The following is a 20244-nucleotide window of genomic DNA, read 5'->3' on the forward strand; positions in this document are numbered from 1 at the left end:
CCACAAGGTGACAACCGCCTGGCAGTCGGCCTAACACTGCCGGACCAGTCCCTAAGCGCAACCTTTAGCGAAGGTAAACAACTCGTACCTGCGAGTGTTTGGCTACTCGGCCTGGTTTGCTGCCCAAAGCCACGGACCCGAGCACCGCGCAAAGCCCGCTTGGAGGTAGAACTCGGCAGACTCTTCGCTGATGGCCGACACGAAGACCACCTCGGCCCCCAAGCCTCCAAGCCAAGCCCGACACTGCGCGAGCAAAGCCGTACCAGTCCCCGAGCCACGCATTGCTGGATCCACCACGAGCTCTTCCACAACGCCGTACGGCTCGTGTCCGTAGTCGACGAACGTCGCTACGAGGAGACCGCGGAGCTCGTCGTCATCGCCGACGACAAAGGTCCGCGCCTGCTGACGCACCTCGGGCAAGGTTGTTGAGTCCGCCCTGTCGCCGTGCAGTTCGCGCAACAACCGCTGGATCCCGGCTCGATCCGCTGCCGTCGCCGCACGCACCGCTGGCTGCCCGCAGTTGGTCATCTCCCCCTACTCAGGCTCTAACCCGGACGGGTCGAGGAGGGGGAACTCGTCGTGAGAAGCGTCCAGCTCCTGCTTGACGATGCTCATCGCCATGCCACCGGAGTACCCCTTGCGCGCCAGCATCCCGAGCAGTCGCCGCATGGCCACCTGCCGATCCAGCGACCGCATCGAACGCAGCTTCCGCCGTACCAGCGTCCGAGCCGTCTCCTCCTCTTGCTCCGGTTCCAGCTCCTCGAGCGCGTCCTTCGCCAGCTCGTCATCCACACCACGCCGCCGAAGCTCTTGCGCCAAGGCTCGCTTCCCGAGCCCCCGGCCCCGATGCCGCGACTCCACCCACGCATTCGCGAACGCGGCATCGTCGATCAACCCGACGTCCGTGAACCGATCCAGCACCTCGTCGGCCACCTCGTCCGGAATCTCCCGCTCAGCCAGCACATCCGCCAACTCAGCCCGAGTACGCGGCTGCCCCGACAACTTGTCCAACAAAACAGTCCGAGCCACCGCCGCCGGATCCTCCCCCACCCCCGAATCCCCCACCTCACCCTCCGAACGCCTCTTCCCCCGCCCCCCAAACCCCCCACCAACAGCCCGCCGCCCCAAACTCCGCCGCCCCCCACCCCGCCGCGCCCCACCAGGCTTGCCCTCACCAGACTGCCCCTCACCAGACTGCCGCCCACGGCCCGCGCGGCCGTCCGCCGCAACCTCGTCAGCTGCCACAACCTCGTCCCCTGCGACGCCTTGTCCAGCAAGTCTCACGCCATCCGCGGCCACCCCTCGGCCCGCCGGCACACTCTCATCCGCAAGCGTCACGGGATCGGGTTCGGCGAGTTCGCTCTCCGGCGTGCTCAGGTCTTCGGGGACCACCTGAGCGGCTGCGGGCACACCAGGCTTCTCGCCAGATGCCACAGCGCCTGTCTCGGCGGTTGTCCCGGCGGATGGCGCTGCAGTCGGCTCGGCCGATGGCTCAGCGACTGTCTCTGTAGTTGGCTCAGCGATCGTCCCGGCAGCTGGCTCGGCGATTGTCTCGGCGGTCCGGTCTGCGATTGTCCTGGCGGATGGCTCGGCGGGCTTGTTGGTGTGAGGTGGGTGTACGTCGTCTGTGGAGACGGACGGTTCATCGGCCCATAGGTCGAAGGACTCGGGGGCGGTGGGGACGTTGCGTGCAACCGCAGTAGCCGGCGGCTCAGGGGCGGCCGGGCGTGCGGATGTGTTCGCCGACTGGCCATGCTCAGTCGCTCGGCTGTGGTTGGCGCGGGCTGTGGGTGGAGGTGTTGCGTCGTCCGCGAATGCGCGCGCCTCGGCCTGGCGGTCCGCGGCCTGCGCCTTGAATCTGTTGGCGGACTGCTCGCCTTCATCGCCCCAAGGATCAACCGGATTCGTGGATGAAGTACGCCGCGAGTTGGCGCGACGCGACGTCGGCCGATCCGCCGCCTGCCGATCCGAAGGCTGCCGGTCCGAAGGCTGCCGGTCCGAAGGCTGCCGGTCCGACGGTTGCCGATCCGCTGACGGCCGACTGGCTGGCGGTTGTTTGCGTGCCTTGCGTGAGGACGAGTCCCGTCCGGCGGATTCGCCAGACTGCCGAGCTGCGGTAGCTGAGGCGTCCGGTTGGTCGGCTGAGGTGGCCGGTTCGTCCCACGGGTCGATGGTGCCGGAGATTCGTCTGATGGAACCTGGGCGCCGACGAGCAGTACTCCACTCCGACTCGTCCTCGCTCAGGAAGTCATCGGCACCACCCACGGAGTCAGAGCTGCTCGCGCCCGAAGCACGTCCCCGAGCACGACGCCCACGCCCCGAGCCCACGCCCGATCCGCTAGCTGCACCCGAACCGCTCGTTGCGCCAGAACCGCTAGTCGCACCCGGCTCAGGCAACGCAGACTCACCAGCACCCGACTCACCAGCACCTGATCCGCGAGCATCCGACTCACGAGCACTCAGTCCGCGGGCACGCGATCGGTCAGCGGCCGGTCCTGGAGCGGCTGCACCGGGGGGCGTCGCTGCGGCTGTTCCCTCGGCTAGGAGTTTGCGGGCCAGGGCCAGGCGTTCTTCGTGCGGTAGAGACAGCGCCGCGGGGGCAGCGTCGTCGGCAGCGGTGGGCTGCCGGGGGACGCTGCCGCCCGCGGAGGGCCGATCAGAAGTCGACATCAACCTCGGCCTTGGCGGCCTCGTCGGCCGGCTTGTCGAGCATCGCGCCGATGCCCATCTTCTCCTGGATCTTCTTCTCCAGCTCGTTGGCCAGATCGGGGTTGTCGCGCAGGAAGTTCCGCGCGTTCTCCCGGCCTTGGCCGAGCTGGTCGCTCTCGTAGGTGAACCAGGCACCGGCCTTGCGGACGAAGCCCTGCTCCACACCGAGGTCGAGCAGGCTGCCCTCGCGGCTGATGCCCTGGCCGTAGATGATGTCGAACTCGGCCTGCTTGAACGGCGGGGCCACCTTGTTCTTCACGACCTTGACGCGGGTCCGGTTGCCGACCACGTCGGTGCCGTCCTTGAGCGACTCGATCCGGCGCACGTCCAGCCGCACCGACGCGTAGAACTTCAGCGCCTTACCACCGGTCGTCGTCTCCGGGGAGCCGAACATGACGCCGATCTTCTCGCGCAGCTGGTTGATGAAGATCGCGGTCGTGTTGGTCCCGCTGACCGCACCGGTCATCTTCCGCAGCGCCTGGCTCATCAGCCGGGCCTGCAGACCGACGTGGCTGTCGCCCATCTCGCCCTCGATCTCGGCCCGCGGCACCAGCGCGGCCACCGAGTCGATCACGACGATGTCGATCGCGCCGGAGCGGACCAGCATGTCGGCGATCTCCAGCGCCTGCTCACCGGAATCGGGCTGCGAGACCAGCAGCGCGTCGGTGTCGACGCCGAGCTTCTTCGCGTACTCCGGGTCGAGCGCGTGCTCGGCGTCGATGAACGCCGCGATCCCGCCGGCCCGCTGCGCGTTCGCGACCGCGTGCAGGGCAACCGTTGTCTTACCGGAGGATTCCGGGCCGTAGATCTCCACCACGCGACCGCGCGGCAGACCACCGATGCCGAGCGCGATGTCGAGCGCGATCGACCCGGTCGGGATGACCTCGATCGGCGGCCTGTTCTGCTCCCCCAGCCGCATCACCGAACCCTTGCCGCACTGCCGCTCGATCTGCGTCAGCGCGGTCGCAAGCGCCTTCTCGCGATCGGCCACCGCGCGCTCCGCACTCGCTGCACCCGCCATGTGACTGCCACCTGACCCATCTGCTAATCGGGGCCGCTGTCCCAGCCGCCCGAAGGAATTTCGTGTCGCCAGAGAAGGTATCCATCACGTCGGACAGTTTTCGCTGCCACTTCGGATCTGTGGACAACTCGACCGCCTGCCGGCACCTTCCGGGCACCAAAGTATCCCGAACACGTGTTCGAATCGCAACTGACACGCCGAAGCTGCCCCGGCGACCACTTCGGACCACCGATTCCCTACCCTGGCGGTCGTGACCGACCGTCCCGACGTACCCGATGCAGCCGTCGTTCTCGCCCTCAGCCGGGTCGAGTTCGGCATCGACTCGGTCCTCGACGCGCTCCGTACTCCAGACCCGTTCGGGGTCCGCAGCATCATGACGGAGTACTCCGTCCAGGAGAAGCCCAACCTGGCCGAGAAGGCTCTGATCCTCGCGATCGACCGGCTGCTGAGGATGAAGGTGCCCGGGCACGCCGAGTGGCCGAAACTGCCGCTCGCCGAGCGTTGCGACTGGTGGGTGGACCGGCTGGGCGGATTCGCGGCCGTCGTCGCGGCGCTCCCCCGGATCAGCGGTGCGGCCGCTGACCGGCTCCCGATCAAGGACACTCTCGGCGCGGCCGTGCAGGCGATGGTGATCGGCGCGATCTGCCGCGAGTACGGCGTTGAGGCGCATGCCGACCGTACGGCGGTCATCGCACGGGTCCTGACCGACCGTCCGATCACTCCGGACGACGTACTCAAGTACGACGACCCGACCGTGGCCGGCCGGGATGCGGCGAAGCAGCTCGGCTTCGGCGACGAGTCCGAGGAGACCGGGCTGCGTCACGGCGTCCGGCTGCTGTGGCGGATCAGCAAGCTGTTCGGCGGGCTCGGTGAGGTCTTCGAGGAGCGTCCGCGCGGCAGCCTCGGTGCCCGGTTCGTCGGGAAGTTACCGGGCATCGGCGTGGTCGGCGGGTTCTTCGACGAGCGCAAGGGCATCCGCAAGGCGGCGTACGAAGCGGCGGACCTGCTCACCAACAGCGCGTTCCGGGTCAAACCTGTCTAACTGGCTGGGATCCGACACCGCAGTACTGGAATGATCGCCCCCATGACTGGGATCGTCATCGCGCGACCGGACGACAGCTGGCCGGCGCAGTACGACAACACCGCACACGTGATCGACGGACTGCTCGGCGAGTTGGCCCAGCGGATCGACCACATCGGTTCTACCTCGGTACCCCGCTTGCCGGCGAAGGACATCCTGGACATCCAGGTGACGGTCGGCTCGGAACCCGAGCTGGACGACGTGGCGGAACGGATGGTCGCCGCGGACTGGGAGCTCCGCCCGCCGCGGCGCGACCACCCGGTGCCCGGTCTGCCCACCGATGACATCGAGTGGGTGAAACGGATGCTGGTCGAGCCGATGTACCGGCGGCGGGTCAACCTCCACGTACGGGTAGCCGGTCGCGCCAACCAGCGCTACGCGCTCCTGTTCCGCGACTACTTGCGCAGCCACCCGGAGACAGCACGCGCGTACGCCACCTTCAAGCAGCACGCCGCCGCGCTCCGGCTCGAGATCGGCGACTACAGCGACCTGAAAGACCCGGTCTGCGACCTCATCTATCTACCGGCCGAGGAATGGGCAGCCCGCACCGGGTGGACCGTCTAGAAGGCTGGACGTTTGTTGCCTAGGGCATCAGCGTTCGCTGGCGGGCAGGTTGAGGTGCTTCCACACGGCACGCCAGACGGCCTTCGCGGCCTCGCCCTCGGCCAGGGCCTGGTCGACCGTGCGGCCGCCGAGCTCCTGGACCACCTGGGTTTCGGCCCAGGTCCGTGCGTACGCGGGACCGAGATGGTGATCCATCCGTGCCCAGAACTCCGTCAGTCTCATGCCTGCCCGTCATCGTCCCTCGGCGGCGGTCCCCAACCGCCCTGCTGACCCTGCTGGGGCGCCGACGGACCACCTTGCTGCGGCGGCTGCTGCCCGTGCTGCGGCTGACCAGGCTGACCCTGACCAGGCTGCGGCCCCCAACCACCAGGACCCTGCTGCGGCGGCTGTTGCTGACTCGGCTGCGGACCCCATTGACCCTGCCCCTGCTGAGGCTGCCCAGGGTACTGCGGCTGACCAGGCTGACCACCCGGCCCAGGCTGACCCGGTTGACCGCCGTACGGCGGCTGACCCGGCTGTCCCTGACCTGGCTGACCCTGCGGCCCTGGGTACTGACCAGGTTGCCCCGGCTGACCTGGGTACTGCCCAGGCTGACCGCCGTACTGACCTGGCTGTCCCGGGTACTGCCCACCGGGACCAGGCTGACCGTACTGCTGGCCGTACCCCGGCTGACCCGGGTACTGCCCAGGGCCGCCGTACTGACCGGGCTGACCCGGGTACTGCCCCGGGAACGGCTGCCCATAGCCCTGCGGCTGTCCCTTGGCCCTCCGGCTGCGCAGGATGAAGAACACGACCGCCGCGATCGCCAGCAGCACCAGAACGATGATCAGGATCAGCGCCCAGGTCGGGAACCCACCGCCGGCCTCAGAGGTCAGCGAGACCTTGCCGAGCTTGTCGAGGCTGTCGTACGTCGCCGTACGGCCGCTGATCTTCGCGCCGTCGTCGTGCTCGAGGATCTTGCCCGGCATGGTGATCTTGAAGTTCACCTCGGGCGTGCTACCGGACGGAACGGTACCCAGGTCGCCGGCCTTGACCGTGACCATGACCTTGTCGCCGTCCTTGCGGAAGCCGACGCCGTCGCCGCTCGAGCTGCCCATCTTGTCGAACGGCACGCTCTCGAAGGTGCAGTTCGACCCGACGTACTTGTCGTCCTCGTACGACTTGCAGGTGACGCCTTGCGTCGTCGTCTGCTTGATGCCGCTCTCGATCTGCTGGCGGACCTTGTCGAGGGACTCGCCGCTGGACTGCAGCAGCTGCTTGTCGACCCCGATCTTCATGGTGCCGGAGACCGTCTCGTTCGACCCGACCTTCAGGTCGGCGTCGAGCCTCACGCACCCGGACAGAGCGACCAGGCAGGCCACAACGACGAGCGCTGCACGTACGCGGTTGATCATGGCGCCGATCATTCCAGACGATGGGGACAACCTGGACATCGGACGGAACGCGCGTCCTCACGCTGAGCCACCGGCGGTCGCGAAAAAACTGTCGGCGGGACCGGGCAAGATGGTCGGCGTGAAGAAGACCAGCGCGTTGAGCCGGTTCTCGCCCGCGACCCGGGCGTGGTTCGGCGACGTTTTCGAGGCGGCCACCCCGGCCCAGCTCGAGGCGTGGGACGCCATCACCGCGGGCCGGGACGCGCTGGTGGTCGCCCCGACCGGGTCAGGCAAGACGCTGGCGGCCTTCCTCTGGGCACTCGACCGACTGGCCACAACTCCCCCGCCCGACGATCCGAAGCTGCGCTGCCGAGTGCTGTACGTGTCACCGCTGAAGGCGCTCGCAGTCGATGTCGAGCGCAACCTCCGCGCACCCCTGATCGGCATCCGGGAGACCGCGCGCCGACTCGGCGAGGCGCCGATCGATGTCGAGGTCGCGGTGCGGTCGGGCGATACGCCGGCCAGTGAGCGACGGAGGTTCGCCTCGCGGCCTTCCGACGTACTCATCACCACGCCGGAGTCACTGTTTCTACTGCTCACCTCGCAGGGCAGGGAGTCGCTGCGCGGGGTCGAGACAGTCATCATCGACGAGGTGCACGCGGTCGCCGGGACCAAGCGAGGTGCCCATCTGGCGCTGACGCTCGAGCGGCTGGACACCCTGCTGCCGAAGCCGGCGCAGCGGATCGGTCTGTCCGCGACCGTGCGTCCCGTCGAGGAAGTCGCTCGCTTCCTCGGTGGCGAGCGGCCGGTGACGGTGGTGCAACCCAAGTTCACCAAGCAGTGGGATCTGAGCGTCGTCGTTCCGATCGAGGACATGGCCGAGCTGGCCGCGACCGAGGTGGAGAGCTCTGGATCCGCAGCGGGTCCGCAGCAGCACGCCTCGATCTGGCCGCATGTCGAGGAGCACGTCTTCGATCTCATTTCTCAGCACAAGTCGACGATCGTCTTTTCCAACTCTCGGCGGCTGGCCGAGCGGCTGACCGCCCGGCTGAACGAGATCGCTGCCGAGCGGGCCGAGCTGGAGCTGCCGGAGCTGGGATCGCCCGCCGCAGTGATGGCGCAGTCGGGCGGATCGCTGGCAGCGCCGCCGTTGATCGCGCGAGCCCACCACGGCTCGGTCAGCAAGGAGCAGCGAGCGCTGATCGAGGAGGATCTGAAGTCCGGCCGCCTGCCCTGTGTGGTGGCGACGAGCAGCCTCGAGCTCGGCATCGACATGGGTGCCGTCGATCTGGTCATCCAGGTCGAGGCGCCGCCGTCGGTCGCCAGCGGGCTGCAGCGCGTGGGTCGTGCGGGTCACCAGGTCGGAGCGGTGTCGCGTGGGGTGCTGTTCCCGAAGTTCCGCGGCGACCTGATTGATACGGCTGTGGTCGTGCAGCGGATGCGCGACGGGCTGATCGAGAGCCTGCACATCCCGGCCAACCCGCTCGACGTGCTCGCTCAGCAGATCGTGTCGATCGTCGCCCTCGACTCGGTCGACGTCGACGAGCTGTTCAGTCTGGTACGCCGCTGTGCGCCGTTCGCGACGTTGCCAAGATCGGCGTACGACGGGGTGCTCGACATGCTGTCCGGTCGGTATCCGTCGGACGAGTTCGCCGAGCTGCGGCCGCGGATCGTGTTCGACCGCGTGAGTGGTGAGATCTCCGGCCGTCCTGGGGCACAGCGTCTTGCCGTGACGAGCGGCGGGACGATCCCGGACCGCGGGCTGTTCGGGGTGTTCCTGGTCGGCGAATCGACGAACCATCGCGTTGGCGAGCTCGACGAGGAGATGGTGTACGAGTCGCGAGTCGGCGACGTCTTCACGCTCGGCGCGTCCAGCTGGCGGATCGAGGACATCACCCACGATCGGGTGCTCGTCTCCCCCGCTCCGGGTCAGCCGGGCAGGTTGCCGTTCTGGAAGGGCGATGCGGTCGGGCGGCCTGCGGAGCTCGGCGCGGCGACCGGCGCGTTCGTCCGCAAGATGGCGTCGATGCCCGCTGCCAAGGCGATCGAGCGCGCGCGGACCGCGGGCCTGGATGAGTACGCCGCCAACAATCTCGTGTCGTATCTCGCCGAGCAGCGGGACGCGACCAGCCGGGTGCCGGACGACGTGACCATCGTGGTCGAGCGGTTCCGGGACGAGCTCGGCGACTGGCGGGTCTGCGTGCACTCGCCGTACGGCGGTCAGGTGCACGGCCCATGGGCACTCGCGATCGCAGCCCGCCTGCGCGATCGGTACGGGATGGATGCGCAGTCGGTCTCGGGTGACGACGGGATCGTGCTGCGGCTGCCGGAGACGGACGAGGCGCCGCCGGGTGCGGAGCTGGTGCTGTTCGATCCGGCCGACATCGAGGATCTGGTCACCACCGAGGTCGGTGGGTCGGCTCTGTTCGCGGCCCGGTTCCGGGAGTGCGCGGCGCGGGCGTTGTTGTTGCCGCGGCGCAATCCGGGCCGACGTTCTCCACTGTGGCAGCAGCGGCAGCGGTCGGCGCAGTTGCTGAGTGTGGCCAGCAAGTACGGCTCATTCCCGATCGTGCTCGAGACGTTGCGCGAGGTCTTGCAGGACGTCTACGACCTGCCGGCGTTGAAGGATCTCCTGACCGGGATCAGCGAGCGTCGGATCTCGGTCGTCGAGGTCGAGACTTCCGAGGCGTCGCCGTTCGCGAAGTCGCTGCTGTTCGGCTATGTGGGCGCCTTCATGTACGAGGGCGACAGCCCGCTCGCGGAGAAGCGTGCAGCCGCATTGGCGCTGGATCAGAGCTTGCTGGCCGAGTTGCTCGGGCGGACCGAGCTGCGAGAGCTGCTCGATGCCGAGGTCGTACTGCGGACTGAGGCCGAGCTGCAACGACTGGCCGAGGATCGTCGAGCGCGTGATGCCGAAGGTCTGTTCGACGTACTGCGGATGGTCGGTCCGCTGTCGTTGCCGGAGGCATCGCAGCGGTGTGTCGACGGTTCGGATGCTGAGTCTTGGTTGACCTCGTTGGCGGCCGCTCGCCGAGTCGTGCGAGTGCGGATCGCCGGTGAGCATCGGTGGGCGGTTGTCGAGGACGTTGCCCGACTGCGGGATGCGCTCGGTGTGCCGCTGCCGCCTGGGGTCGCGGAGGCGCACGCCGAGCCGGTCGCCGATCCGCTTGGCGATCTGGTGTCTCGATATGCGCGGACGCACGGACCGTTCCGGGCGATCGATCTTGCGACACAGCTCGGGATCGGGGTGGCCGTTGTCACCGATGCGCTGCGGCGCTTGGGCGCGGCCGGTCGAGTTGTCGAGGGCGAGTTCCTGCCGGGCGGGATAGCGCTCGAGTGGTGTGACAGCGAGGTCCTCCGACTGCTGCGCCGGCGTTCGCTCGCCGCGCTGCGGAAGGAGGTCGAGCCCGTCGATCCGTCCGCGCTGGCCCGGTTCCTGCCTGCGTGGCAAGGGATCACGAGCAGCCGCGGCCGTGGGTACGACGTACTTCTCGGAGCAGTCGAGCAGCTCGCCGGGTGTGCGGTGCCGGCGTCGGCATTGGAGTCGATCGTGCTGCCGGCGCGGGTGCCCGGGTATCAGCCGTCGATGTTGGATGAGCTGACGGCGACCGGTGAAGTGGTGTGGGCGGGTTCGGGTTCGTTGCCGGGGACTGACGGGTGGGTGTCGTTGCATCTCGCGGACAACTGCGATCTGACGCTGCCCGATCCGGATCCGGCTGTGGAGTTGGGCGAAACGCATCAGGCTGTGCTGGACGCGTTGTCGGGTGGTGGCGCGTTCTTCTTCCGGCAGTTGAGCGATGCGATCGGATCCGCGTCCGGCGTGGTGGAGGACAACGCCTTGGTCGGCGTCCTCTGGGATCTCGTCTGGGCCGGGTATCTGACCAATGACACCCTGACACCGGTCCGATCGCTCGTCGGTGGCGGCCGAGGCAGTCATCGGACGCGCCGTGCGACGCCGCGCGCACGGCCCGGACGTCCGAGCCGACCGACGATGCCCTCACGTAGCGGTCCGCCGACGGCCGGTGGGCGATGGTCGTTGCTTCCGGCCCGTAGTTCGGACACGACCCGGCGGGCGCATGCCGCGGCCGAGACGCTGCTCGATCGCTACGGGATCGTGACGCGCGGCTCGGTGATGACCGAGCGAACGCCTGGCGGGTTCGCCGCCGTTTACAAGGTGCTGAGCGCGTTCGAGGAGTCCGGGCGATGCCGACGCGGCTACTTCGTGGCCGGGCTCGGGGCCGCTCAGTTCGCCCTGCCTGGGGCCGTGGACCGATTGCGGGCGCTCGCCGAGTTGCCGACGACGACGCCGGGATCGGACAGCCCATTCGGTCCTGCGGGACGATTCGGGCCGGGCGGTGCGCGTTCGCGCGGCGGTGGCCGGAAGGACGAGGAGCTGACCGCGCGTGCCGTCGTACTTGCGGCTTCCGACCCGGCGAATCCGTACGGTGCCGCGTTGCAGTGGCCCGAGCGAGAAAGCGCAGGCGGTCACCGCCCGGGTCGGAAGGCAGGCGCGTTGGTCGTGATGGTCGACGGGCAACTGATTGTGTACGTCGAGCGCGGCGGGCGGACTGTGCTGAGCTTCACTGAGGATCCAGATCTGCTCCAGCCGGCGGTCGATGCGCTGGCGTTGTCGATCCGGGACGGTCAGCTCGGCAAGCTGAGTGTGGAGACTGCTGATGGTGAGCAGGTCCGGCACACAACGTTCGGCGATGCCTTGGCGAAGGCTGGCTTCCATGCGACGCCGCGCGGCCTGCGTCTGCGGGCTTGATAGCCGGAGCGAGCGACCATGCCTGAAGGAGATACCGTCTGGCGAGCTTGCAAGCGGCTGAACCAGGCGTTGGCCGGGCAGGAGCTCGTTCGTACGGACTTCCGCGTGCCTTCATTGGCGACGACCGACTTGAGCGGGCGGACGATGCTCGAAGTCGTTGCGCGCGGCAAGCACATCCTGATGCGGATCTCCGGCGGACTGACGCTGCACAGCCATTTCCGGATGGATGGCAGCTGGCATCTGTACCGGCCAGGTGAGCGGTGGCACGGCGGGCCCGATCACCAGATCCGCGTGGTCCTCGAAACAGCGCCCTGGACAGCGGTCGGTTATCGCCTCCCGGTGCTCGATCTGGTCGCGACCGGCGACGAGGACAGCGTGGTCGGGCACCTCGGACCCGATCTGCTCTCGCCGTCGTTCGACCGGGCCGTCGCGATCGCCAACCTGGAGTCCGATCCGGAGCGCACGGTCAGCGAGGCACTGCTCGACCAGAGGAATCTCGCGGGAATCGGGAACTTCTATCGCATCGAGGTCTGCTTCCTGCTCGGCCTGCATCCGTGGCGCCCGATCTCGGCCGTCGACGTCCCGGCCGCAGTCGACCTCAGCCGGAAGCTGATGAAGGCCAATGTCCGCAACGGCACCCAGGTCAGCACCGGCATCGACCGGCCGGGCCAACGCTCCTGGGTGTTCGAACGCGCCGGCAAGCCGTGCCAACGCTGTGGTACGACGATCCTGACGGCGTCGCTCGGCGAAGCGACCCGCGAACGGGTCACCTACTGGTGCCCTGTCTGCCAACCCGAGCACTGATCCGCGAACCAGACAGAACTGGCCTGTGGACAACGGCGCCGGCCGACGACAACGCGGATATCTTCTCTGACGCATCGAACAAATGTTCGATCGAGAGGAGAAGCTGATGTGCGACCGATGCGGCGGCCTGACCGACGACCAGTACTCGTGGCAGATCGAGCGGAACATCCTGACCTACGGCTGGACGATGCAGTACGTCGAGAGCGACGGCGTCCGCAACCCGGCCTTCGGGTACACGCTGGGGCTCAGTCTGTACCGACACCCGGAGATCATCGTCTTCGACCCCGAGCCAGACTCGGCCTACCTGGGGCTCAAACCGCTCGCCTGGGCGGTGATGGGCGGGGCGGTGTTCGACGAGGGCGACGACCTGTCCGCCTTCTTTCCGCCTCCGGATGCGGCCGCGCTCCTGCGGTTTCCTGACTCGGCGCACCACTTGTTCACGGCGAACCAGATGTTCCGGCAGCCTGGCCAGCCACCGCTGCCGGCTCTGCAGCTCATCTGGCCGACTCGCATCGCCCTGATCCAGCCGTCCGACAGCAGCCCCACGCCAGGCGGGGGCGTTCGATGATGCGCGGCTCAGGCCGCGGAGGCCACGACCTCGGCAGGCTCGATGGTCGGGTGCGCCAGCACCAGAGCCTCTTCGCGGGCCAGATCCTCGCTCACCTCGGCGAAGACCGTCGACAGCGGCACATCGAGCGCCGTGCAGATCGCCGCCAGCAGCTCGCTGGAGGCTTCCTTCTGGCCGCGCTCGACCTCCGACAGGTAGCCGAGACTCACGCGGGCGTCGGCGGATACCTCGCGGAGAGTGCGCCCCTGGCGCAGCCGCTTACGCCGCAGCACGTCGCCCAGCAGGCCACGAACCAGCACCATGAGGTTTCTCCCTTCCGCCTGTCCGGTCACGTCTACTCGCACGGTAGCGCGACCGTAGGAACCAACGGTACCTGTTGCCGGGTCACTACCCCTCGCAATGTCCACCTTCGGTGCGCCGTGCCAGTCTGCCTTACCTGTCACCATGCTGGTCTCAACACCCTGTTCAGTCGAGTTCTTCCGCCACAACGGCGGCTCCGAGTTCCAGGACGGCCTGTACGCTCCCCCGGCGGACGGCCGCCCGGTCGCCGGTCAGCTGCAGCTTCCGCACCTGCACCGAGCCTGGTCCGGCCGCGGCGACGTACACCGTGCCGGCTTGGATGCCCGCCTGCGGGTCCGGACCGGCCACACCAGTCGTCGCGAGCCCGTAGTCGGCCTCCAGACGCTCTCGTACGCCGCTGGCCAGGGCTGCGGCCGTGTCCGGGTGGACCGGCCCCACAGCAGCCAGCAGGTCCTCCGGCACGCCCGCGAGCTTGGCCTTCAGATCGGTCGCGTACACGACCACGCCACCCCGATACACCGCCGACACCCCCGGCACATCCGTCAGAACCGCCCCAACCATCCCACCTGTCAACGACTCAGCAGTGGCGAGCGTCACGCCACGCTCCTGCAACAGCCCGACCAATCGCAAAACTGCATCCTCGAGGCCGTCTCCGGTCACCCGTCACCTCCTGCGCTCCCGACCTGCCGCTCAAGGTGCGGCGGGACTACGAGTCTGCCAGCCAGGCCAGCATCTGGCCCCGCAACCAGCAGCGGCCGACAGCTTCGGCGTGCAGCGACGAGTGGTCGAAGACCGCGAGTCCGATGATGCTGTGGCCGGAGGCGCGGCGGTCGCCGAAAGTCGGGATCGACGGCGCCACTCCGACACCTTCCACCGACACCCACGCGACCGGCCGGTCGGTCGCCGCTTCGTCGAGGAGCTGCAGGAAGCGCAGACGGCTCTCGAGCGGCAGGTCCGACAACGCCCAGGTCGTGGTGACGACGGGCAGTGCGTCTGCCGGCACGCGGGCGAGGGCGTCGGGCAACAGCTCGATGGCGTCACCTTGCAGCAGGAGCGGCGGGTTGGTGGCGGCGAGCGTCAGTTCCGCTTCGAGTCTCGCGATCCGTTCCGGCTGGTCCGGCGGCAGGCAGGCACGTAGCCACCGCGCCTCGTCCGCGTCGGTCACGTCGATCGGATCGAGGTCGATGCCGATTCGGGCAACGACCTCCGGCACGGTCAGGGCCGGGACGGGACGGTCGCCCACGATCGAAGCTGACACCTGCACGGCGGACGACGGGTCGCCGAGCGATTGGCCGTTGCCGTACGTGATGCCTACACGGTCGACGTTGAGGTTGAGCCCGGCCGAGCAACCTACGTCAATGAGCCCGACCGTATTTGCGCCAACCCGGCGTGCCACCTCGGAGATCGCTGGATACAGCACGGCGTGGTGTCCGACCTCGTTCGCGCGCACCTTCCGACGTACCGCAATGGACACGACAGCCTCAGTCATCCGAACCAACGTGTCGACGGCAACCGCCGCTAGGTCAGCGTCCGCGCCAAGTCCCACGCCGGACTCCGACGCGCCTGATCCGGCCGGACGCCGTAGTCCCGCTGCGGCGACCGACTCCAGCCCCGCGGCCGCGACCGGCTCTAGTCCCGGTGGCGCGTCCGGCTCTAGTCCCGGTGGCGCGTCCGGCTCTGGTCCCGGTGCCTCGTCCGGGTTCGGTGCCGGTGTTGCTGTGGGGGCAGTGTGGCCGGGTTGAGACGCTGTTGCGTAGGCGGTGGCTAGTGCGGGGGCGTGGTCGGTGAGGGCTAGGTCGTGGAGGGCGGCGAGGATCAGGGCTGGGTGGCGCTTGCGGGCGGGCGCGGTTTCGATCGCGGCGAGGGCCTCGTCGGACTCGCTGATGGCGAGGGCGATCCGTTCGTCGAGCGGTGAGGTCTTGGTTGCCTCGACCTCGGCGAACCGGCGGTACTTCTGGGCGAGCGTCCGGGACGCTGCGGATCGGTCTGAACCCGGGCGAGCGGTCTTTGCCGCCTCGTGCGCGGGTCCTGTGGTCGGCCTCGACACGCCGGCAAGCTTAGCTGTACTACCCGGGGAGATTGGTTGAGAGTTTGTGACCTGAGCTGGTCGATTCGACACCGCGTTCGGGCTGGTTGATCGCGGCCCACACCGCATCGAGAGAGAGGCCGAGGACATCGGCGATCGCAGCGATGGTCGAGAAGGCAGGGGTCGCTACCCGGCCCGACTCGATCTTCCGGAGGGTCTCCGGTGAGACGCGGGCACGGAGGGCGGTCTCGAGCATCGAGTGTTCGCCCCTGGCGCGACGTAGCAATGCACCGAGACGCTGCCCGCGCTCGACCTCTGCGGGTGTGAGCGGCAACCTGACCATGCTCCGATTCTAATACCGGGATAATATGGCCGGGATAGTTATTGGCTGAGTAGTTGTTGGATGAGGAAGGCCTCCGCATGATCGAGATCCTGAACAGCACCGAGCTGCCCCGAGCGAGGGAGGCAGGCGCCCTGGTGGCTGACATCTTGCAGACGATGAAGGGTCGCAGTGCGGTAGGTACCAACCTGCTCGACATCGACAGCTGGGCCGAGGCCATGATCGTCGAGGCTGGAGCGAAATCCTGCTACGTCGACTACGCACCATCGTTCGGGCGCGGGCCGTTCGGTCACTACATCTGTACGTCGGTCAATGACGCCGTACTGCATGGGCTGCCGTACGACTACACGCTTGCCGACGGGGATCTGCTGTCGCTGGACCTCGCCGTCTCCAAAGACGGAATCGTTGCGGACTCCGCCATCAGCTTCATCGTCGGCGACTCAAAACCGGCGGAGAGCGTTGCGATGATCAACGCGACCGAGCGCGCGCTGTCCGCGGGGATCGCGGCTGCCGGGCCTGGGGCTCGCATTGGTGACATCTCGCACGCCATCGGCTCGGTGCTCTCAGAGGCGGGGTATCCGATCAACACCGAGTTCGGGGGTCACGGGGTTGGATCGACGATGCACCAGGACCCGCATGTTTCGAACACCGGCAGGCCTGGCCGTGGCTACAAGCTGCGCCCCGGACTGCTGCTGGCCCTGGAGCCCTGGGTCATGGCGGACACCGATGAGCTCGTCACCGATGCCGACGGCTGGACGCTGCGAAGTGCGACGGGCTGCCTGACGGCACACAGCGAGCACACGATCGCCATCACCGACGACGGCGCCGAAATCCTCACCCTGCCGAAGCAGACGCACTTGTGAGTTATGGGAGGGGGCGTTTGGCGGCGGCTCGGAGGCGGAGGGCTCGGCCTACGTAGTCGAGGCCGGTGACGATGGTGACGATGACGGCTGCGGCCATGATGACGATGGCGGTCCAGTGCAGGACTGCGAAGTCCTGCCAGGGCAGGAGGTAGAGGCCCAGGGCGATTGCCTGGAGCACGGTCTTGAGCTTGCCGCCTCGACTGGCCGGCATTACTCCGTGGCGGATCACCCAGAAGCGGAGGGCTGTGACGCCCCACTCGCGGACTAGCACCACGACGGTGACCCACCACGGGAGTTCGCCGAGGTACGAGAGGCCGATGAAGGCTGCGCCGGTGAGGGCCTTGTCGGCGATCGGGTCGGCGATCTTGCCGAAGTTGGTGACCAGGTTCCAGCGGCGGGCGATGTCGCCGTCGAAGCGGTCGGTGACGATCGCGACTACGAACGCGGCAGCGGCCAGCAGTCGGGTGCCGTTGGTTTCACCGCCGTCGCGGAGCAGGAGCCAGACGAACAGCGGTACCAGGACCAGCCGCAGGACGGTCAGCGCGTTCGGCAGGTTCCAGGCGCTGGGCGCATGGAGATGACTGCCGGCCGCGCGTGGCGCCGGGTTCGTCGGCGGGTTGGTCACGCCGTCAGGTTAGCTGCCGGACGGGCGTCCGGGGTGCTCACGAGCGCGGCGAACTCGGCGATCAGGTCGACGCCGTCGCTCGCCACCACCTTCGCGGACACCAGATCGCCGACCCGCACCCCGTCCGGAAGACCGGTCACCGTCGTCGACCCATCCACCTCGGGCCCCTGATGCGCAGCCCGCCCCTCCCCTGTCCGCCCGTCACCAGCCAGCCCGCTCCCGAAGCCCTCGACAGATTCGAGATCGTCGGCGGAGGAGGTGGGTTCTGTGGATTCGATGAGGACTTCGAGGAGTTCGCCGATGCGGGATTCGGCTCGGGCTGAGGTGAGGTCTTCGGCGAGGCGGGTCACGCGGTCGAGGCGGGCGGCGATGGTGTCTTCGTCGAGTTTGCCGTCGTACGTCTCGGCTTCGGTGCCGTCCTCGTCGGAGTACCCGAAGACGCCGATCGCGTCGAGGCCGGCGCGGGACAGGAAGGCGCAGAGGATGTCGACGTCTTCCTCGGTCTCGCCCGGGAAGCCGACGATGACGTTACTGCGGATGCCCGCGGTCGGGGCGGCGGCGCGGACCTGGGCGATGAGCTCGAGGAAACGCTCGGAGTCGCCGAAGCGACGCATCCGGCGGAGCAGCGGGCCGGCAGCGTGCTGGAAGGACAGGTCGAAGTACGGAACGACTCCGGGGGTGGAGGTCATCGCGCTGATCAGCGTCGGGCGCATCTCGGCGGGCTGCAGGTACGAGACCCGGACGCGGGTGATGCCGGCGACCTGGGCGATCTCGCCGACCAGGGTCTCGAGCAGGCGGAGGTCGCCGAGGTCCTTGCCGTAGGAGGTGGAGTTCTCCGAGACGAGGAAGAGTTCGCGTACGCCGTTTTCTGCGAGCCACTCGGCCTCACGCAGTACTTCCGCGGGGCGGCGGGACATGAAGGCGCCGCGGAACATCGGGATCGCGCAGAACGCGCAGCGGCGATCGCAGCCGGACGCGAGCTTCAGCGGTGCCATCGGGCCGCCGTCGAGGCGTCGTCGCATTACCCGCGGGCCGCTCGCCGGAGCCGTCGCGAGGTCGGGTGCGTCGATCTTCAGCTCTTCCGGCTTGCCGGTTACGAACCGTCCCTTGAGTCCGGCCGTTGGCTCGTCCGCACCCGACGTGGAGTCAGCAAGCAAGGCGTCGTTCGTACGCCGAAGCTGCTCCGGGATGTGGTCGCCGAAGCCGACAGTCGCGTCGGCGCGGGTCCCGTCATCGCCGTGGCCGGGGAGGGAGGGGGCGGGGGTGGAGTGGCGGTCGGCGGGGGCCAGGGGGAGGAGTTTGCGGCGGTCTCGCGGTACGTGGGCCTGGTGCTTGGTGCCGGCGAGGATGGAGCGGAGGCGGTCTGAGATGTCCGCGTAGTCGTCGAAGCTGAGGACCGCGTCCGTTTCCGGGAGGGCGTCGGCGAGCTGTTCGCCGTACCGCTCGGCGAGGCAGCCGACCGCGACGACGGCCTGGGTGCGGCCGGAGTCCTTGTAGTCGGCGGCGGCCAGCAGGGTGTCGACGGAGTCCTTCTTCGCGGCCTCGACGAATCCGCAGGTGTTCACCACGACCGTGTCCGCCTCGGCGGCGTCGTCGACCAATCGGAAGCCACCGGCTTCGAGCCGGCCGGCCAGTTCCTCGGAGTCGACATCGTTGCGGGCACAGCCCAGCGTGACCAGGGCGACGGTGGTGGGTGGCGTAGTCATCACCACGAGTATGACGCGCCGTACAGTCCCCCACCTAACTCACAGGCGGATCTCACAACGAGACCTAGCGAGCGTCAGGCCGCGGTCTTGCTGAGAGTCCCGTTCGGGTGCGCGGTGAACTTGAGCAGCTTGGTCGGGACGCGCTTGCCGTTCAGCGTGACGATCAGGTTGGCAGGATTGCCAACCGTCACGCGGATGTCGCCTGAGCTGGTCACGGACTGAGCGATGCCGGGACTGAGCTTGCCCTGGAACAGGCGGCGGTTCTTCTTGTCGCGGACCGTCAGGTACGTGCCGTCGCCCTTCGCCGTCAGAGTCAGCGCGGTCTTCAGGACCGGCGGCTTGGCGGTGGTCGGCTTCGTCGTGGGCTGGACCGTGGGCTTCGCCGGCGGCTTGGGGGTCGGCGTCGTGACGGTGGCGGTGGTTGTCGTCTTCGACGCGTTGGCCTCGATGTCGCTGGGCAGGGTGAAGAGTCGCACCATCCCCCAGCCCATCAGGATGACCAGGATCGCGCCGACCACGATCGCCCAGCGCGGGCGGGCCGGACGAAGCGTCGGGCCTTTGGCAGCGACGCGCTCCTCGCGGCGGGACTTCTCCTCCTCGACGGCCTGCTCGGCGTCGAAGCTGGCAATCAGCGGAGCGGGGTCGGCCTTCACCACTCGGGCGATCGAGCGGATGTGCCCACGGGCGTAGAAGTTCCCACCGCAGCGGGAGAAATCGTCGGCCTCCATGGCGATCAGCAGCCCGGTTCTGATCCGGGTCGCAGCGCTCAGCTGCTCGATCGTCATGTCGGCCCGTACGCGGGCCGCCGTGAGATCGCTGCCGATGCTCACGTCCCCACCATCCTCTCGTTCGTCATCGTGCGGACCATCGATGTCGCCAAGCCGGCAACATCAAGTCAACGGTCCTGGCTCGACGGGGTCACGGACGAGTCAGAGCTGTTCCCTGACCGGACACCTTGCATCCGCCAGCATGTGCAGCGCCTGCACCACTTCCCCGTTCGACGGCCGAGCCGTCAACCCGAACGGTATCGCGAGTGAGGATCCCGTCAGTCGACGGTTCGCATCGGTTGTCTTGCGAGTCGAACTCGGCATCGCACCGAGGATCGGCCCGGGGTCCTGCAGATGTACGGCGATCCGTCCGTCGTCAAGCGGATGCCGGCGCTGCAGCACCGTCACCTCCTCGATGTCTTCCCACCGGGTGCCGATCCATTCGTTCCCGATCCGCAGCCGAATGCCGACGGCGTCGGCGACCAGCATGTCCCCCACCGTCAGCGCGCGGGCGCAGATGACGGCGAGGACGGCGAAGGCCGCCGCGACGATCCAGCGCAGGATTCCGGTCGGACTCGTGGACGCCGATGCGGCGAAGCCGATCGCGACCAGCGCGGCGCCGACAGCGAGGCCGCCGTGGACCCGCTGCGAGGCGCTGACGGTGAACGGCACGGGCTTGGGGTCGACGTCGAATCGGTCCTGCCTGGGCAGTGCACTCGCGGCGGTCAC

The 20244-nt window shown here is 68.3% G+C and carries 20 protein-coding genes; 6 read left to right on the top strand and 14 right to left on the bottom strand.

The genetic code is table 11. The features are described 5' to 3' along the window. Nucleotides 1-102 precede the first annotated feature (102 nt). The 4 genes from EV650_RS10010 to recA all read right to left on the bottom strand — a co-directional run bounded on the left by EV650_RS10010 (nucleotide 103) and on the right by recA (nucleotide 3730). Complete coding sequence (locus EV650_RS10010; protein ID WP_166678074.1) at nucleotides 103-504, bottom strand: GNAT family N-acetyltransferase; 402 nt, start codon at nucleotides 502-504, stop codon at nucleotides 103-105. Between the two features lie 30 nt (nucleotides 505-534). Beyond that, nucleotides 535-1029: a regulatory protein RecX gene (locus tag EV650_RS10015; protein WP_238174121.1), complete on the bottom strand. Its 495-nt coding sequence runs from the start codon at nucleotides 1027-1029 to the stop codon at nucleotides 535-537. 865 nt (nucleotides 1030-1894) lie between these two features. Then, nucleotides 1895-2164: a hypothetical protein gene (locus tag EV650_RS10025; RefSeq protein ID WP_134117562.1), complete on the bottom strand. Its 270-nt coding sequence runs from the start codon at nucleotides 2162-2164 to the stop codon at nucleotides 1895-1897. A 492-nt stretch (nucleotides 2165-2656) separates the two neighbouring features. After that, complete coding sequence (recA, locus tag EV650_RS10030) at nucleotides 2657-3730, bottom strand: recombinase RecA (protein WP_134117564.1); 1074 nt, start codon at nucleotides 3728-3730, stop codon at nucleotides 2657-2659. A gap of 250 nt (nucleotides 3731-3980) precedes the next feature. On the opposite strand from recA, the gene EV650_RS10035 reads away from it, so the two are divergent. Next, the gene (locus EV650_RS10035; protein WP_134117566.1) at nucleotides 3981-4772 is read left to right on the top strand and encodes a hypothetical protein; all 792 of its coding nucleotides are present in this window, start codon (nucleotides 3981-3983) and stop codon (nucleotides 4770-4772) included. 42 nt (nucleotides 4773-4814) lie between these two features. Further along, nucleotides 4815-5375 carry a GrpB family protein gene (locus EV650_RS10040; RefSeq protein WP_134117568.1) on the top strand — a complete coding sequence of 187 codons (561 nt, stop codon included), beginning with the start codon at nucleotides 4815-4817 and terminating at the stop codon, nucleotides 5373-5375. 27 nt (nucleotides 5376-5402) lie between these two features. Here the strand turns inward: EV650_RS10040 and EV650_RS10045 are convergent, their stop codons facing one another. Both EV650_RS10045 and EV650_RS10050 read right to left on the bottom strand, forming a co-directional pair. Beyond that, entirely contained in the window at nucleotides 5403-5597 is a 195-nt protein-coding gene (locus EV650_RS10045; protein WP_134117570.1) for a DUF3046 domain-containing protein, read from the bottom strand. Beyond that, entirely contained in the window at nucleotides 5594-6769 is a 1176-nt protein-coding gene (locus EV650_RS10050; RefSeq protein ID WP_134117572.1) for an LppM family (lipo)protein, read from the bottom strand. The genes EV650_RS10045 and EV650_RS10050 overlap by 4 nt, the downstream gene beginning before the upstream one ends. Nucleotides 6770-6878: 109 nt before the next feature. Between EV650_RS10050 and EV650_RS10055 the strand changes: the two genes are divergently transcribed. From EV650_RS10055 to EV650_RS10065, 3 genes are all read left to right on the top strand, one after another. After that, nucleotides 6879-11516: an ATP-dependent helicase gene (locus tag EV650_RS10055; RefSeq protein WP_134119995.1), complete on the top strand. Its 4638-nt coding sequence runs from the start codon at nucleotides 6879-6881 to the stop codon at nucleotides 11514-11516. Between the two features lie 18 nt (nucleotides 11517-11534). Further along, nucleotides 11535-12320: an Fpg/Nei family DNA glycosylase gene (locus tag EV650_RS10060; RefSeq protein WP_134117574.1), complete on the top strand. Its 786-nt coding sequence runs from the start codon at nucleotides 11535-11537 to the stop codon at nucleotides 12318-12320. A gap of 82 nt (nucleotides 12321-12402) precedes the next feature. After that, nucleotides 12403-12888 (top strand): DUF4262 domain-containing protein, encoded by a 486-nt coding sequence (locus EV650_RS10065; protein WP_134117576.1) that lies wholly within the window; start codon nucleotides 12403-12405, stop codon nucleotides 12886-12888. 8 nt (nucleotides 12889-12896) lie between these two features. On the opposite strand, the gene EV650_RS10070 is transcribed toward EV650_RS10065, so the two are convergent. From EV650_RS10070 to EV650_RS10085, 4 genes are all read right to left on the bottom strand, one after another. Then, nucleotides 12897-13190, bottom strand: coding sequence for a helix-turn-helix domain-containing protein (locus EV650_RS10070; RefSeq protein WP_134117578.1), 294 nt, complete (start codon nucleotides 13188-13190; stop codon nucleotides 12897-12899). 163 nt (nucleotides 13191-13353) lie between these two features. Continuing rightward, a complete protein-coding gene (locus tag EV650_RS10075) occupies nucleotides 13354-13848 on the bottom strand; it encodes a CinA family protein (protein ID WP_238174122.1) in 495 nt (164 codons plus the stop codon). 46 nt (nucleotides 13849-13894) lie between these two features. After that, nucleotides 13895-15235 (bottom strand): DUF2332 domain-containing protein, encoded by a 1341-nt coding sequence (locus EV650_RS10080; protein WP_202874444.1) that lies wholly within the window; start codon nucleotides 15233-15235, stop codon nucleotides 13895-13897. A gap of 19 nt (nucleotides 15236-15254) precedes the next feature. Next, on the bottom strand, nucleotides 15255-15557 hold the full coding sequence (locus EV650_RS10085) for a helix-turn-helix domain-containing protein (RefSeq protein WP_134117580.1): 303 nt from the start codon (nucleotides 15555-15557) through the stop codon (nucleotides 15255-15257). A gap of 77 nt (nucleotides 15558-15634) precedes the next feature. On the opposite strand from EV650_RS10085, the gene map reads away from it, so the two are divergent. Beyond that, nucleotides 15635-16417, top strand: a complete 783-nt coding sequence (gene map, locus EV650_RS10090) for a type I methionyl aminopeptidase (RefSeq protein WP_134117582.1) — start codon at nucleotides 15635-15637, stop codon at nucleotides 16415-16417. 1 nt (nucleotide 16418) lies between these two features. Here map and pgsA read toward each other — a convergent pair whose 3' ends face one another. The 4 genes from pgsA to EV650_RS10110 all read right to left on the bottom strand — a co-directional run bounded on the left by pgsA (nucleotide 16419) and on the right by EV650_RS10110 (nucleotide 20244). Then, nucleotides 16419-17042, bottom strand: a complete 624-nt coding sequence (pgsA, locus tag EV650_RS10095) for a CDP-diacylglycerol--glycerol-3-phosphate 3-phosphatidyltransferase (RefSeq protein ID WP_134117584.1) — start codon at nucleotides 17040-17042, stop codon at nucleotides 16419-16421. Continuing rightward, on the bottom strand, nucleotides 17039-18748 hold the full coding sequence (locus EV650_RS10100; RefSeq protein ID WP_134117586.1) for a MiaB/RimO family radical SAM methylthiotransferase: 1710 nt from the start codon (nucleotides 18746-18748) through the stop codon (nucleotides 17039-17041). Before EV650_RS10100 ends, pgsA begins: the two co-directional genes overlap by 4 nt. A gap of 74 nt (nucleotides 18749-18822) precedes the next feature. Beyond that, nucleotides 18823-19578, bottom strand: coding sequence for a helix-turn-helix domain-containing protein (locus tag EV650_RS10105; protein WP_238174123.1), 756 nt, complete (start codon nucleotides 19576-19578; stop codon nucleotides 18823-18825). A gap of 99 nt (nucleotides 19579-19677) precedes the next feature. Next, a complete protein-coding gene (locus tag EV650_RS10110) occupies nucleotides 19678-20244 on the bottom strand; it encodes a hypothetical protein (RefSeq protein ID WP_134117588.1) in 567 nt (188 codons plus the stop codon).

It is taken from the genome of Kribbella kalugense, from assembly GCF_004365875.1.
Taxonomy (GTDB): domain Bacteria; phylum Actinomycetota; class Actinomycetes; order Propionibacteriales; family Kribbellaceae; genus Kribbella; species Kribbella kalugense.

Coding starts and splice junctions, on each gene's coding strand:
- EV650_RS10040 (WP_134117568.1), top strand. CDS start 4,815: ATGACTGGGATCGTCATCGCGCGACCGGACGACAGCTGGCCGGCGCAG.
- map (WP_134117582.1), top strand. CDS start 15,635: ATGATCGAGATCCTGAACAGCACCGAGCTGCCCCGAGCGAGGGAGGCA.
- EV650_RS10065 (WP_134117576.1), top strand. CDS start 12,403: ATGTTCGATCGAGAGGAGAAGCTGATGTGCGACCGATGCGGCGGCCTG.
- EV650_RS10085 (WP_134117580.1), bottom strand. CDS start 15,557: ATGGTCAGGTTGCCGCTCACACCCGCAGAGGTCGAGCGCGGGCAGCGT.
- EV650_RS10100 (WP_134117586.1), bottom strand. CDS start 18,748: ATGACTACGCCACCCACCACCGTCGCCCTGGTCACGCTGGGCTGTGCC.
- recA (WP_134117564.1), bottom strand. CDS start 3,730: ATGGCGGGTGCAGCGAGTGCGGAGCGCGCGGTGGCCGATCGCGAGAAG.
- EV650_RS10050 (WP_134117572.1), bottom strand. CDS start 6,769: ATGATCAACCGCGTACGTGCAGCGCTCGTCGTTGTGGCCTGCCTGGTC.
- EV650_RS10070 (WP_134117578.1), bottom strand. CDS start 13,190: ATGGTGCTGGTTCGTGGCCTGCTGGGCGACGTGCTGCGGCGTAAGCGG.
- EV650_RS10060 (WP_134117574.1), top strand. CDS start 11,535: ATGCCTGAAGGAGATACCGTCTGGCGAGCTTGCAAGCGGCTGAACCAG.
- EV650_RS10045 (WP_134117570.1), bottom strand. CDS start 5,597: ATGAGACTGACGGAGTTCTGGGCACGGATGGATCACCATCTCGGTCCC.
- EV650_RS10055 (WP_134119995.1), top strand. CDS start 6,879: ATGGTCGGCGTGAAGAAGACCAGCGCGTTGAGCCGGTTCTCGCCCGCG.